The sequence below is a fragment of the Enterococcus italicus genome, from assembly GCF_023743875.1.
In the GTDB taxonomy this organism is placed as follows: domain Bacteria; phylum Bacillota; class Bacilli; order Lactobacillales; family Enterococcaceae; genus Enterococcus_G; species Enterococcus_G italicus.
Map to the genome: position 1 here is coordinate 137653 of NZ_JAMRVB010000001.1, position 13823 is coordinate 151475.

At 37.1% G+C, this 13823-nt stretch carries 12 protein-coding genes and 2 pseudogenes; 8 read left to right on the top strand and 6 right to left on the bottom strand.

Annotation, left to right across the window (positions count from 1 at the left end):
• Positions 1-192: 192 nt before the first annotated feature.
• Together istB and istA are read right to left on the bottom strand one after the other, a co-directional pair.
• Positions 193-960, bottom strand: coding sequence for an IS21-like element helper ATPase IstB (gene istB, locus NE257_RS00690; protein ID WP_251885557.1), 768 nt, complete (start codon positions 958-960; stop codon positions 193-195).
• Entirely contained in the window at positions 957-2507 is a 1551-nt protein-coding gene (gene istA, locus NE257_RS00695) for an IS21 family transposase (RefSeq protein ID WP_276532328.1), read from the bottom strand. Before istA ends, istB begins: the two co-directional genes overlap by 4 nt.
• 313 nt (positions 2508-2820) lie before the next feature.
• Between istA and NE257_RS00700 the strand changes: the two genes are divergently transcribed.
• Positions 2821-3288 (top strand): hypothetical protein, encoded by a 468-nt coding sequence (locus NE257_RS00700; protein ID WP_251851069.1) that lies wholly within the window; start codon positions 2821-2823, stop codon positions 3286-3288.
• A 504-nt stretch (positions 3289-3792) separates the two neighbouring features.
• Here the strand turns inward: NE257_RS00700 and NE257_RS11585 are convergent.
• Both NE257_RS11585 and NE257_RS00705 read right to left on the bottom strand, forming a co-directional pair.
• Complete coding sequence (locus NE257_RS11585; RefSeq protein ID WP_276532290.1) at positions 3793-3915, bottom strand: hypothetical protein; 123 nt, start codon at positions 3913-3915, stop codon at positions 3793-3795.
• Positions 3905-4417, bottom strand: a pseudogene (locus tag NE257_RS00705) (RraA family protein). The gene NE257_RS11585 and the pseudogene NE257_RS00705 overlap by 11 nt, the downstream one beginning before the upstream one ends.
• Before the next feature lie 248 nt (positions 4418-4665).
• On the opposite strand from NE257_RS00705, the gene NE257_RS00710 reads away from it, so the two are divergent.
• Positions 4666-5823, top strand: coding sequence for a TraB/GumN family protein (locus NE257_RS00710; RefSeq protein ID WP_251885559.1), 1158 nt, complete (start codon positions 4666-4668; stop codon positions 5821-5823).
• 102 nt (positions 5824-5925) lie between these two features.
• Here the strand turns inward: NE257_RS00710 and NE257_RS00715 are convergent.
• A pseudogene (locus NE257_RS00715) lies at positions 5926-6942 on the bottom strand (iron chelate uptake ABC transporter family permease subunit).
• Between the two features lie 320 nt (positions 6943-7262).
• Complete coding sequence (locus NE257_RS00720) at positions 7263-7928, bottom strand: cyclic nucleotide-binding domain-containing protein (protein ID WP_040366970.1); 666 nt, start codon at positions 7926-7928, stop codon at positions 7263-7265.
• A gap of 194 nt (positions 7929-8122) precedes the next feature.
• On the opposite strand from NE257_RS00720, the gene NE257_RS00725 reads away from it, so the two are divergent.
• The 6 genes from NE257_RS00725 (at position 8123) to NE257_RS00750 (ending at position 13823) form a co-directional block, all read left to right on the top strand.
• Positions 8123-9046: a phosphate/phosphite/phosphonate ABC transporter substrate-binding protein gene (locus tag NE257_RS00725; RefSeq protein WP_007209050.1), complete on the top strand. Its 924-nt coding sequence runs from the start codon at positions 8123-8125 to the stop codon at positions 9044-9046.
• Positions 9047-9078: 32 nt separating this feature from the next.
• Positions 9079-9834 carry a phosphonate ABC transporter ATP-binding protein gene (gene phnC / locus NE257_RS00730; protein ID WP_007209049.1) on the top strand — a complete coding sequence of 252 codons (756 nt, stop codon included), beginning with the start codon at positions 9079-9081 and terminating at the stop codon, positions 9832-9834.
• Positions 9831-10610 carry a phosphonate ABC transporter, permease protein PhnE gene (gene phnE, locus NE257_RS00735; protein ID WP_007209048.1) on the top strand — a complete coding sequence of 260 codons (780 nt, stop codon included), beginning with the start codon at positions 9831-9833 and terminating at the stop codon, positions 10608-10610. The genes phnC and phnE (NE257_RS00735) overlap by 4 nt, the downstream gene beginning before the upstream one ends.
• Positions 10607-11389, top strand: coding sequence for a phosphonate ABC transporter, permease protein PhnE (gene phnE, locus NE257_RS00740; RefSeq protein WP_007209047.1), 783 nt, complete (start codon positions 10607-10609; stop codon positions 11387-11389). The genes phnE (NE257_RS00735) and phnE (NE257_RS00740) overlap by 4 nt, the downstream gene beginning before the upstream one ends.
• A gap of 1 nt (position 11390) precedes the next feature.
• Entirely contained in the window at positions 11391-12188 is a 798-nt protein-coding gene (locus NE257_RS00745) for a metallophosphoesterase family protein (RefSeq protein WP_007209046.1), read from the top strand.
• Between the two features lie 234 nt (positions 12189-12422).
• On the top strand, positions 12423-13823 hold the full coding sequence (locus NE257_RS00750) for a glycoside hydrolase family 1 protein (RefSeq protein WP_251885560.1): 1401 nt from the start codon (positions 12423-12425) through the stop codon (positions 13821-13823).

Here is a 13823-nt window from a genome sequence, read left to right on the forward strand (position 1 = left end):
GTTTGAGTAACAACACCAAATATTATAGAGCCTTTTTCACGAGGCATTTTTTTATGGAAAGGAGGAGAAAGATGCAAACGACATTTATGAAATTAGCCATCGAAGAAGCCAAAAAAGCAGCCAAAAAAGGAGCTCGGCAGACCTTTACCAATCCCCTGTCAGCGTCAAGTAGAATTGAACAGTTAACGCCAATTAATTTTGAACACTTTCGCTCACAAACATGCTCTGGCGATGCTTCATACGGTAGCTGGCTTCATTCATGTGAACGACCTCCGCTCGATGCAGAATACGGTCTAGGATAGCCATTGCGACGCCCTCATCGCCCAATAATTCTCCCCATTGGTCGGGGCTCTTATTGGAGGTCAAGATGATTGAACTCCGTTCATATAGATGATTGATCAAATGAAAAAACAGGGTAGCTTCCCTTTGATCCATTGCCATATACATCAAATCATCAATGATCACTAAATCAGACGCTCGGATCCGATTGAGCTGGACCTGCGCTTTTCGCGTGAATTCTTCAGTTTTCAGAAGGGAGAGTAGTTCTCCCATTGTCACGAACGTCACCTGAAACCCCTTCTGGATGGCCTCCATGCCTAAGGCAATGGATAAGTGCGTTTTCCCCACACCGCTCGGACCCAAAAAGATGAGATTATACTGCTGCTCAAGCCAAGTAAGCTCTTGGAGCTGGGTAAGCTGCCGTTTGCTTAGAGAAGTCTGATCTGATAAGTCGAATTCCGTCAGTGTTTTGTGGTACGGGAACTTAGCCAATTTCAATCGTTTCTGAATACTTTTTTCCTCGCGCTTCCTTAATTCGAAGCACACAATCTCCTGCACCAGTTCCTGGTAGGTCCAGGAGGCCTGTTCGGCTTTACGGAAAAGCTCAGGCAACTCGCTCGCAGTTTCCACCAAGCGCAGCTGTCTGAACTGGCTTTGCAGCGCGTCCATGCTATCATTCATGAGGCGGCACCTCCCAGAATTTCCGTATAGGTACTCATCGGATGCGTCTCCACGTTGATATCAGCGCAATCCGATCGGACTGCTTGTACGGGTGGAACAGGCGGCGTCTCTTTCCGAGGGGCAGCCAAGTATTTAGCCACATCCGTAAAGTCATTCGCACTCATCAGATGTTCAGACATACACTTCTGTAGGGCCTCATCAATGACAGTGGGGTATTCGAGGGCCGCTTTCTGTAGAACGGCCAGTTGGTCTCTTTTATAGCGCGGATACTTCTCCATCAAGATATCAATGTATCGTGAGGCAAGCTCCAAATCTTTGAACTGCTGCGCAACGGTTTCCTTATAGCTTTGAATGCCTTTCGAACGATCGCGCCCATGGTTTTTATTTTTGATCAGTTTGCCTGTTGAAGTTTCCAGAGGATGGTTCGCCAGATTTTCCCCATCGGGCTGTTTTCTGATAATAAGCCGTTTTTGATCGTTCGTATCTTCCTTGATTTCAATAGCCACTGTATTCAGGCCTTTCGGTCTGTAAGTGCCTAGTGGTACGGAATAACGGTTTGATTTATAAAAAACCGTATTGTCCTTGTTTACCGTTCTTGTTATACTTGAACCGGTGATACTCTCGGTTGAGAGTAGTTTAGAGACTGGTTTTAAGTGTTGCTTTTCGAGGAGAAACACTTCTACCGGTCTCTTTTTTGTTATTCCATGAACCCTTCGGTTGCCCGTTCTTTCCAACCAGGCTAAACAGCGCTCATTCCAGTTCTTGATTGTCGTATAAATCCGGCTATCGGCGAAATTTCGTTTCACATACTTTACCGTACTCTCCACTTTTCCTTTGGATTCGGGGTCGGCTTTGCGGCATAAATGGACTCTGAACTTCCGTTGCTGTTTGTACGCTTGAAATTCAGCGGTCAGGATCATGTCTCCAGCGTGCTCACTCACAGTGATTAGGTGGTCCTGATCATAAACGATTTCTTCCGGCATGCCACCAAAGAATTCGAAGGCATTCTCATGGCTTCGAATGGCATCACGAGTCGTAAAGGGGCAGTTTTGCCATTCCACATAGCTGTAGCGTGAATGGGAAAGTAAGAAACAAATGCAGTATAATTTGATTTCTCTTTGATCCTGCGTCTTTTGACGCGTTTCGCCCCAATCGACTTGTACCTGTTTTCCCATCGGTTGTTCTTCGACCGCCTCGTATTGCCTCACAACTTTAGTTTTAGCTATCTGATATTCTTCGCGTATTTGATTCACATATAACCGCATCGTACTTTCACCAACGGTGAAGTCGGGGAATTTCTCAAGCAGCCAATCCTGTATTTGAGACGCATTCAGATGCGGATACTCTTGAAGCCAAGCAACAATCCAATCCTTGTATGGGTCCAATTTCTTCTTCCTCGAACCTAATGAATTGACCCATTCGAAAGCTTCTTCTGGTGTCTTCTCAATGTAGTTATAAACCGTTGTGCGGGATACCTTCAACTGCTTTGCGATTTGTTGGATGGAAAAGTCCCGCTCCTTCATCTGTTGAATTTCCAAATATAACATTAACTTCTTCTTCACCTTTCGTCCTCCAATAACCTAAGATACCTTTAAAAGTATACAGGATTGGAGATATTCTTTGGCGAAAGTGTTCAATGTATAGTTTAGGAACATTGTCCACGCTTGATATGAATTTAAAAATGATAAGGATTGTTTGAAATTCATAAGCCGTTCACTTAATTGTAAACGTGTAATAGGATAATATCTCATATAATAGTTCTAATTCTTCCATAAATTAATACAATTTACTTCAAAATTTTTTTCATTAGGAGTACAATAAAAGTCTATTCCCAATGATTAATTTGAAAGAAGGTTTTACGTGGTTAAAAATTTTTTGAAAAATAACACTCTTGAAGGGATTCTCACGATGGCGGTCATGGTGTTTCTTTTGATGAACTATAATATGATCTGGAATTATGGGTTTGCTCATTATCCAATCAAAAAAGTGCTGCTTATTTATCCGTTTAGTTTCACGTTGGTTTTTTTAGTGAAAAATATTGTCTCATTTCCGATGACAAAATATATACATAGAAGCAAATTAATAAAGAACAAAGAGAAAAAGCACATTACGTTCCCATTGTGGGTTATCACGATTAATTCAATGATTTGCTTAGGATTATCTACGTATTTAACACATAATTATCCAGCTGGGCATTTTTATTCTTCCTACATATTTTACTGGACTCGTACAATTATTGTGGCATTACCATTATTCTTTTATTTCGTACGTCCGCAAGTTCGTTTCCACTTAACGAATGTAAAAAAACTCTTTAGAAGTCTAGTCTAATGAGAACATTAAGCCTAAACTATATTGCTGTCGTTACTCTTTTGAGTAGTGATGGCAATAGAATTTTTAAAGTTAATGAGCATCCGTATATTTCTCAAACAGGCTGAGTATTGGTTGATAGAGTATTGGGTAGACTTCGTGAATTTGTTGAGTCGAAATTTTTGCTAAGGATACGCGCAAGGAATTGTCAAAATGTGCGGGATGATAAAAACTCGAACGGTTATCAGTCATAAATATTTGTTTGTTTTGCAATTCTTTCACTAAATTTTCTTGTGAAGGCGTATTGTGGTTTAATAGCCATCATAACCAGTGTAGTGAGAAGAGTTGGTGTTATTAGATTATATTGAACCATGGTGTAAATTTAAGCTTATTCGCAAATAACGCTACCTAAGACAGCAGGTAAGCAAAAAAAGGCAAAACATCCAAAGTACGAGAATCAACTTTCGGATGTTTTGCCTTTTTGTTGCTTTCTGAGCTGGAAACGATCTTTTAGCTTTCAGTAGATTACGATTGTTTATCCAACATATCGATGACCCATGAAGGTGCTAATTCAGGTAGCTCAGTTCCATTTTCTCGTGCTTGTTTATAGTCATTTACTAGCATTGCTCGTTGAAATTCATAGGACAATTTTTTCTGCTAACTCAATTACTCTTTCCACTACATTTCTAGGAACTACGGTGACACCATCAGCGTCACCGACCACTAAGTCACCAGGATTTACAGAGACACCTGCGCAAAATACGGGAACATTTATTTTCCCTGGTCCTTTTTTTGCTGGGCTACGTTACATAATCCCTTTAGAGTAGACAGGGATAGCTAATTCTTTTAAGCCTAATTTGTCACGAACACAGCCATCAACGACGATACTACTTAGTCCAACGGCATCCGCTGCTCTAGCCAACAAATCGCCTAAGTAGGCTCTCTCCATAGAGTTTTTCCCAGCTACAATCAATACATAGTCTGGCTTTCCTTGGTATATGGCGACGTGAATTGGGAAATTATCGCCATCCTCTGTATCAACTGTACAAGCCGTACCGACCATAAATTTCTGCTCATCGATAGGCATAAGAGAAGCGTCCATGGCCCCATTTTTTGCGATTCCTAATTTTTGCATCCCATCACAAAGCAAGGCAGGGCTTATTTTTTTTTTGCGCGTGTGAGTAATTGCTCATTAATTTTTTCTGGTAAATCAAAATAAGTCTAAGTCATATCGATGTAGTCCTTTCTGCATGAGTGTATTGATTTTTCGGAACCAACTATCTAACGTAATTCATTTTTTCAAGCTATCTTTCTATTCTATTTTATCCTAAAATGAACGTATTAAACGAAAATCTTACTAGCTGAAAAAGAAATAGACAGAAGGAAAGGAATTAGCTGATGACAAATATAGTTACAATTAATAATATCACTCTGATTGGAACCGCTCATGTATCAAAAGAGAGTGTGAAAGAAGTGCAAGCAACAATTGATGCGATTCAACCGAAATACATAGGAATTGAACTTGATAAAGAACGTTTTGAAACAATGCAAAACAACAATAAATGGGAAAATACCGATATTGTCAAAGTCATCAAAGAGAAAAAAGTAGCACCGTTACTTATGCAAATTATTTTAGCTGCTTTTCAAAAAAGATTTGCTGCAAATACTGAATCAGCACCAGGGGCAGAATTTAAAATGGCTATAGAAAAAGCCCATGAATACAAAGCAGAGCTAAGATTATTGGATCGCAATATCAATATAACCTTGACCAGAATCTGGCGAAGTTTAACCTTTTGGCAAAAAGCTAAATTAATCGTCGCTTTTCTTTTTGGAAATGGCGAACAAGCGAACCTCGACGAGAACAAACTACAAGAAATCATGAATGAGGATATAATTGAAACGACTTTTTCATCACTAAGAGAAGAATTACCCGTGATTCACGATACATTAATTTTAGAAAGAAATGAATACATGGTTAACAATATTTTCGATATACATACTGATGAAAAAATTGTCGTTGTGATTGGCAAAGGCCACCTTAATGGTATGGCAGAACTGATCAAACAAAATAAAAATAGTCATAGAAACCAAGAATTAGATACGATTCCAAAGAAAACCATGGGGTCAAAAATACTAGAATATCTATTTCCAGCCTTAATTATTGGCTTAATCTTAGCATCTTTTTTCTTTGGAAATTACACAGTCGGGATGGAACAACTCAAAACATGGCTTTTATGGAACTCTTCGCTTGCGGCACTCTTCACCTTATTAGGGAGAGGAAGTCTATTGTCCGTCATTACAGCCTTTGTGACTGCGCCCATTGGCACCATCCATCCTATCCTAAATGTGGGTATGTTTGTTGCACTCGTTGAAGCATGGAGAAAAAAACCAACTGTTAAAGATATGTCTGACATTTTTAACGACATCAGCCATATCAAAACAATTTTCAAGAACAGATTCTTGCACATTATTGCTTTATTTTTCTTATCGTCCATGGGTGGTGCAATCGGAAATATCATCGGTGGTAGTCAATTAATTAAAAATTTCTTCTTTTAAAATGGCATTTAGGTAAGGTGGGATAGTGTTTTATCACACGTCTTTTGTAACAGCAATAAAAAAGATTGTTTCAGCGGTTTTACTTGCTGAAACAATCTTTTTTTATTCAAATGCTTGATTCACATCGTCAATCATGATTTTTAATGATTCCAAGCCAGAACCTACAAGGTACCACACTTGTGGATCTAGTTGAATGACTTTGTTATTTTTACCTGCGTTTGTTTGTTTCACTATTTCATTATCAGCCATATCATTGTTGGATGTATCGCCCCCGATTGATTGTGTGCGATCCACTACAAAAAGAATATCGGGATTTTTTTCTAAAATGTATTCATAAGAAACGCTTTGTCCATGAGTAGAAGCCTCAATTGTATCATCTGCTTGTGCAAAGCCAAATGTATCGTGAACTATTGCAAAGCGAGAACCTTCACCATATGCTACGAAGGCAAACGTCACAAACTGCAATCGCTGATAATTCATACCAAGGCTAGTCGATAATTCTTCTCCCAGTCCAGCGACAGTAATCTGATACCCTAGAACTTACAGCACGATCACCACGGGGACGGTTAAATAAATCAATTCGTAACTACCTGCCATGACTGTGGCGAAATGCCCCTGTAGCCAAGCGGACATGTTTTGGATCAATTGATAGTGATAAGCGAAAAAAATAGCTATCGCACTGATGACATTACCAAACATGACTCCAGCGAGTGGCAAAATTACTGAATCGCCTTTTGGTAGTAGACGACTAAGTGATAAAAATAACAAGACCCCTGCATAGGAAAAAAGAAATGCTACGAATGCTTTCATCAATGATGAACCTGTTGGGTAAAAAAGCATCACGACCAAAATGTCCAAACGAGCACTATCCATCATGCCAATAGTATTTGCCGAGACAAATTTATTTTGCATAAAATGCTGCATAATACGACCAGAAATACTTAACATTCCCCCTGCTAAAATCAAACTGATCGTTCGTGGTATGCGGGTTTTGGCTAGAAGTAACCATTGCATGCGATTGCCTTCCATCAATCCACTGACTGTCACTTCGTTTACACCGACAAAAATTGAAGTAGTCGCTAAAATTAAAAATATCAGCACCACTAACCACTTTTTCATATATCAGCCTCACTTCTTAATTGAAAATGATTCTCATTCTCTTTTATAGCATATTAATTTTGACTGAAAATTTCAACAATTTTTTAAGTATTTTTTCACAGATAGATAAAATAACTAAAAAAAAATTCATCTTTTATGGAATAAATCAGTGGAATTGATAGAAAAGTATGTTGGATGAGAAGAGAAAAACCAAAAATAAACGTGGTATAACTACGAGAGAAGAAGTGGATTAATCATTAATTTTAAGAATACGGATATATTTGGGCAGTAAGATTATTTTTTCGGTAACAGCTATTGGATTCACTAGTGAATAAAAATTATTAGTAATCATAGTTGGCTAAGTTTTTTAGAGCGTTAAGATCACGAATAATATACGAATTTCCAAATTTTTCTAAAATATCTTTTTCGCGGAATTGCATGATAATTCTTAAAAGATGGCGATAACTTACGTTCAATATAGCTGCACAAGTAGTAAGTTGGAAAGTAAAAATATCATTTTTTTGATTTTCTAGGATAAACTTCGCTAAACGCATATCAAATGATTCAGCTAATGAGTTAGCCACCGTAATACTTGTATTGAGTCTAGTACTTAAAAGCCGACAGGTATTTTGTAAAAAAAGAACATCTTGCTGTAATGTATTCCGATAGGTTGCCAATGATATACAAATACAAATACATTTTGTCGCTGCTTTTACACTACTTTTTGGCTCTATTCCCCATAATGATGACGCTTCACCTAAAGGCATCATTGCTGAGGCATAATTGATACAAATATTTTGAGTATCTGATGCATACGAGTATACAATTACAGTTCCTTCAACCAAAAAATAGAGAAAATCAGAAATTTCTCCACTTTGAATAAGATGTTCATTTTTCTCGAATGATTGTAAGGTTGATATTTCCTGTAAATTTGAATGCATATAATGGTTCAATTCATGATTCATGATATAGGACGATAAACGTTCGGAATCATTTATTCTTTTCACTAAAATACACTCCTTATTGGTTTTTATTAAGTATAACTTAAATAAAATATCTTCTCAATACGAATAATTAAAGTTAATTTTTTGTAAAATATATGTAAAATATAGATAGGTATGACTTGTGTCACATCGAAAAGAATGTTTTTTTGATACTATCTAAATGTACAAAAAATCATGTTCAATCAGGAGGAAAAAGCATGCGTTTGAAAAAGTTAGCATTGATGGGTATGGGTCTTATACTTGCAGGTACATTGGTAGGATGTGGATCAAATAGTGAGAATAGTGACTCTTCGAATAAAGAGAAGTTAGTAGTTCAATTTGTACCTACAAATAATGATGGATCGATGGAAGCAAAAACGAAGCCTTTCGCAGAATACCTATCGAAAAAGCTTGATCGCGATGTCGAAGTGACGCTAGCTACAGACTACTCAACAATTGTTGAAGCCATGGCTTCAGGGCAAGTTGATATTGGTATTATGCCGCCTGCTGCCTATGTACAAGCCAAAGATATGGGAGCTGCAGAAGCTATTTTAACTTCTGAATTAGGAAAATATGATGAGAAGACTGGGTTGCCATTGGAAGGAGAATTGACTAGTACATTTAAAGGAGAAATATTAGTTAAAAGTGACAGTTCAATCAAAACATTATCTGATTTAAAAGGGAAAAAAATAGCTGCATTGAGTCCAAATTCAGCCAGTGGATATATTTATCCTGTAGCAGAGTTAAAAGATGCGGGAATAGATCCAACGACTCAATCAACTATTACGACTGTAAATGATATCCCTAGTGAAATTACATCCGTATTAAATGGACAAATGGATGCAGCATTTGTTTTCCAAGGAGCTCGTAATGTTTTTGCATCAAGTTTTCCAGACAATGATTTATTCGAAGATTTGCGAGTTTTGTATTTAACAGAGGGTGATATTCCAAATGATGCGATTGCAGTCCAACCTTCTATGGATGAAACATTGAAAGAAGAAGTAAAACAAGTTTTTTTAAATATGACTGATGATGATGAAGGAGCTGAAGCTATGGCTATATGGGGACATAAAGGATACCAGGAAGCTGCAGATTCAGCGTACGATACTATTCGTTCATACACAAAAAAAGCATCTGAATAAAGAAAAACAATTAATTTCAAAAAGGAGTTTGTATGATTACCTTCAATAATGTATCAAAAATATATCCTAATGGTGTTAAAGGGTTAAGCAATATAAATTTAACTATCCAAGATGGTGAGTTTATATCTATTATTGGATTGAGTGGAGCAGGGAAGAGTACCTTGCTTCGTTCAATTAATCGCTTAGAACGCATTACGGAAGGCGATATCATTATTAATGATACCTCAATTACAAATGCGAAGAAGAAAGAATTACGTATGTTACGCCGCCAAATCGGATGGATTTCTCAAAATTTTAACTTGGTAAAACGAAGTACTGTTCAAAAAAATGTGTTGTCTGGGCGCTTGGGATACTATTCGACATTTAAAAGTACTTTTGGTTTATTTACAAAAGAGGATTATTCTCAGACTGAAGAGGCTTTGAGGATGGTAGGACTTAGCGATAAATTACATGCTAGAAGCGACGAGTTGAGTGGAGGGCAACAACAAAGAGTATCTATAGCAAGAGCCCTTGTTCAGCGCGCTCCAATTATACTAGCCGATGAACCCGTTGCTTCTTTAGATCCAGTGACGACACAAAATGTAATGCAAGATTTAAAAAAAATAAATCTGAAGATGAACAAAACAGTGATTGTTAATTTGCACTCTGTTCCATTGGCTAAAGAATTTTCAACGAGAATTATTGCCTTGAAATATGGAGAAATTATTTTTGATGGACCTCCGGAGGAACTAACCCCTACTCGCTTAGATACTATTTACGGTAGTTCACAGGATCGAGGCAGTCTATGAAGTTAAAAGACACGGTTCATTTTAATTTGCATAAGAAATTATTGATCGGCACGATAATAATTATTTGCTTTTTGGGAAGTGTCCGATTAACAAATGCTGATTTTTATAAAGTAATTTCAAATTCTAATCAGATAGTCATATTTTTGTCACGTTTGGCAAAACCCGATTTTAGTTTCCTTCCTAGACTTGTGTTACCGATGATAAAAACACTAGAAATGTCTTTACTAGGAACATTTGTAGGTGTTCTTTTAGCATTTCCAATTAGCTTTTACGCAACAACCATACTAACGGAAAATAAGACGCTATCAATTAGTATTCGATTTGTACTTGGTTTAGTTCGAACGATTCCAACATTGCTTTTGGCTGCTTTATTTGTTGCTATATTTGGGATTGGTGAATCGACAGGAGTTATCACAATTGCAATTTTTACTTTAGGTATGGTGTCGCAATTGATGTTTCAAGCTGTGGAGACGATTGACTATGGTCCCATAGAAATGACTGCTGCGGTAGGGAGCAATAAGTTTCAAATTACTGTTTGGGCGGTATTGCCACAAGTAATTAATCAATTTTTAAGCTACACATTTTACGCATTTGAAGTAAACGTACGAGCATCGACAATTTTAGGTTTTGTTGGTGCTGGTGGAATTGGGGTTATTTTGAATTCCTCACTCGCATTATTAAATTACGAAAGAGTGTCAATAATTATTTTAACGATACTAGTTACAGTAATTATTGTAGATAAGGTGAGTGAGCGTGTGAGGAGATCATTGGTATGATAATTCGTGATATCAGTAAAAAAACATATTTTTACATCAGCTTATTTCTATTTTTAGTTTTGATTTCTGCAGTAAATATTGATTATTCGGGCTTATCCACATTTTCTCTATCTATGGGTTTGGAAGTAATTAGAGGGTTAAGTCATCCAGATTGGAGCTTCATGTATGATGGCAGTGGAGAAGATTTGGTTAATTTACTCGTTTTGACGATAGGTATTGCTTTTTTGGGCTCTTTTTTAGCAACATTTTTTGCGATTCCTTTAGCCCTTGTTAGTGCAGTTAATCTATTTCCAAATCATAGTTATATTACCAAAATTGGAAAGCTAGTGTGTAATATATTGCGTTCTTTTCCTGAATTGGTTTTGGCTATTATTTTTGTTAAAGTAGTTGGTCCGGGTCCTTTTGCTGGGGTGCTGGCGATTGGCGCGCATCAAATAGGGATGCTAGGTAAATTATTTACTGAAGAAATGGAAAACATGGATGAAAATATTGTTCAAGAAATGCATGCAATCGGTGCTAATTTTTGGCAAGTTTTATTTTTTGTTCGTTTTTCATCTTTAGCACCTATATGGAGTTCCTTAGCCTTAAATCATTTTGAAATTGCTGTCAGAAGTGCAGCAACTCTTGGGTTAGTTGGTGCAGGTGGTATTGGTGCACCGTTAATTTTTGCAATTCAGACTCGCAATTGGAGCAAAGTAAGTATTATCTTAATTGGGGTGGTTATTACGGTATTTATTTTAGATTTAATCACTGGAATCATTAGAAAGAGACTGAAATAGGATGAATATACTACATATATCAGACATTCATTTTAGAAAAACATATTTACTTAAAAATACTGATTATTTAGAAATGTTAGCTAAAATGCAATCGCCTTTGACTCATTTAGAAGAATGCTTAACGGAAGTATTAGCTAATCATAGGATTGATGTATTAATAATTAGTGGTGATTTAACTGAGGATGGAGAAGTTGAAGATTACTATTTTTTAAAGCAATGGTTATTAAATATTGTAGGTAGCATACCTATTATCGTGACATTAGGAAATCATGATATAAAGTCAAATTTTCGTGAAGGCTGGTTTGCTGAACTTCCTTCAGAAGATTTTTATAACGATGTGATGCATTTCCCAGATGTTTCGATTATTGCGTTTGATAATTCGTATTTTGGCTATCCAAATGGAATTGTCGATTCTAAGCAATTTGAGTGGCTAAAGAATCAGCTGATAAATGCGAAAGGACGTCCGATTATTTTTGTGACCCATCACCATTTGCTTCCAACCCAGATTACTATGCCAGAATGGCCAGGTTCAAAACAATTAATTCAGTTATTGCAGTCTCATAATATTAAGTGTATATTGAATGGTCATACTCACCATCCATTCATCAGTGATATTCAAGGAATTCCGTATTACACAGTATCAGGAATGTCTTTTATTGGTGAGGATGAAGGAGACGGGCTTGTTCGTTTTGAGGAAGCGTATGGATATAACCTATACCGATTTTCAGATGAAAAAATAACTGAGCAGAGTTCACGAAATGTCAAACCTGGAAAACTTTTGAAAATGATTAAAATGTAAAAATAATGTGTCGCATATTTCAATGCAAATGCTTAACTAATTCCTGTGAAATGAATTAGTTAAGCATTTTGGATGGCCTAAATCTAGAATATGAAGGTTAATTCTTTCAGGTATAGATTTAGGCTTTTTTTTTTATAAAATCAATATAGTCACCCAAGCATCAATGAACACTGATGAGCAGACTGTATATTATAATTAGTTGATACGCCTAAAAAAACAGTTAGGAGAAAGACTATGACTCATACATTTCCAGATAATTTTTTATGGGGGGCATCGATATCTGCCCATCAAACAGAAGGTGCTTATCAAGAAGATGGCAAAGGCCTAAGCGTGCAAGACACGCGTCAAAGAGACAATCATGCGATAGCTGACTTTAAGGTGGCTAGCGATCATTATCATCATTACAAAGAGGATATTAAATTATTGTCAGAGATGGGAATTAACGTGTTTAGATTCTCGATTGCTTGGACGAGAATTTTCCCAGATGGAAGAGGAGCTGTAAATGAGCCAGGGCTACAGCACTATAGCGATGTCATCGATGAGCTACTAAAGTACCAAATACAACCATTCATTACATTGAATCATTTTGATTTGCCTCAAGCACTAGAAGATGAGGGGGGATGGGGTGTTCGCAGTACGGTCGATGCCTTTGTACATTATGCAGAAACGGTATTTCAAGCCTATGGAGATCGTGTGAAAAATTGGCTAACGATTAATGAACCCAATATTATGCTTTTAGTAGATAAGAAAATTCTGGGGAAAGAAATTCCTATCCAAGAAAAGTATCAACAATTTCATCATCTCATGATTGCGGAAAAGTATGCTTTTAAACGATGCCATGAATTAATTACAGATGGAAAAATTGGTCCTGTACCAAATATTTCCCTCGTCTATCCAGCAACAAGTAAGCCAATAGATAATCAAGCAGCTCTTTATTTTAACAGCGTTCGAAATTGGGCGTACTTAGATTTTTCATGCTTTGGACGTTACAATACAGTATTTAAAGATTACTTGAAGCAAAACGACGTGCAAATTACGTTTGCACCAGAAGATGAAGCGCTGATGAAAACGGCTTTTCCAGATTACATTGCGATGAATTTTTATACGACTGTTACCGTTGAAAAACCACTGGCGAAAAAAGAAATGGCGAATGGAATTAGCGATCAACAGAGTGAAGACATAATGGAGTGGGGATTTTATAAAGGCTTCACCAACCCTTATTTAGAAAAAAATGAATTCAATTGGACGATTGATCCACTAGGTTTAAAGACGACCTTGCAAACACTCTATGATCGCTACAATTTACCAATCATCATTACTGAAAATGGCTTGGGAGCTAAGGATGAACTGACAGACGATGGAGCCGTTCATGATCAGTATCGAATTGATTATCTGAAGCAACATATCGAGCAATGTGGTGCCGCAATCGAAGCTGGTGTGGATTTAATCGGGTATAGCCCTTGGTCGGCGATTGATTTGGTCAGCGTGCATGAAGGAATTAGCAAGCGGTATGGGTTTATTTATGTCGACCGTACAGAAAAGGATACCAAAGAAATGAAACGTTACAAAAAAGATAGTTTTTACTGGTATCAAGACGTCATTCAGACGAATCAGCTGCCGAAAGTGGGGAAATAG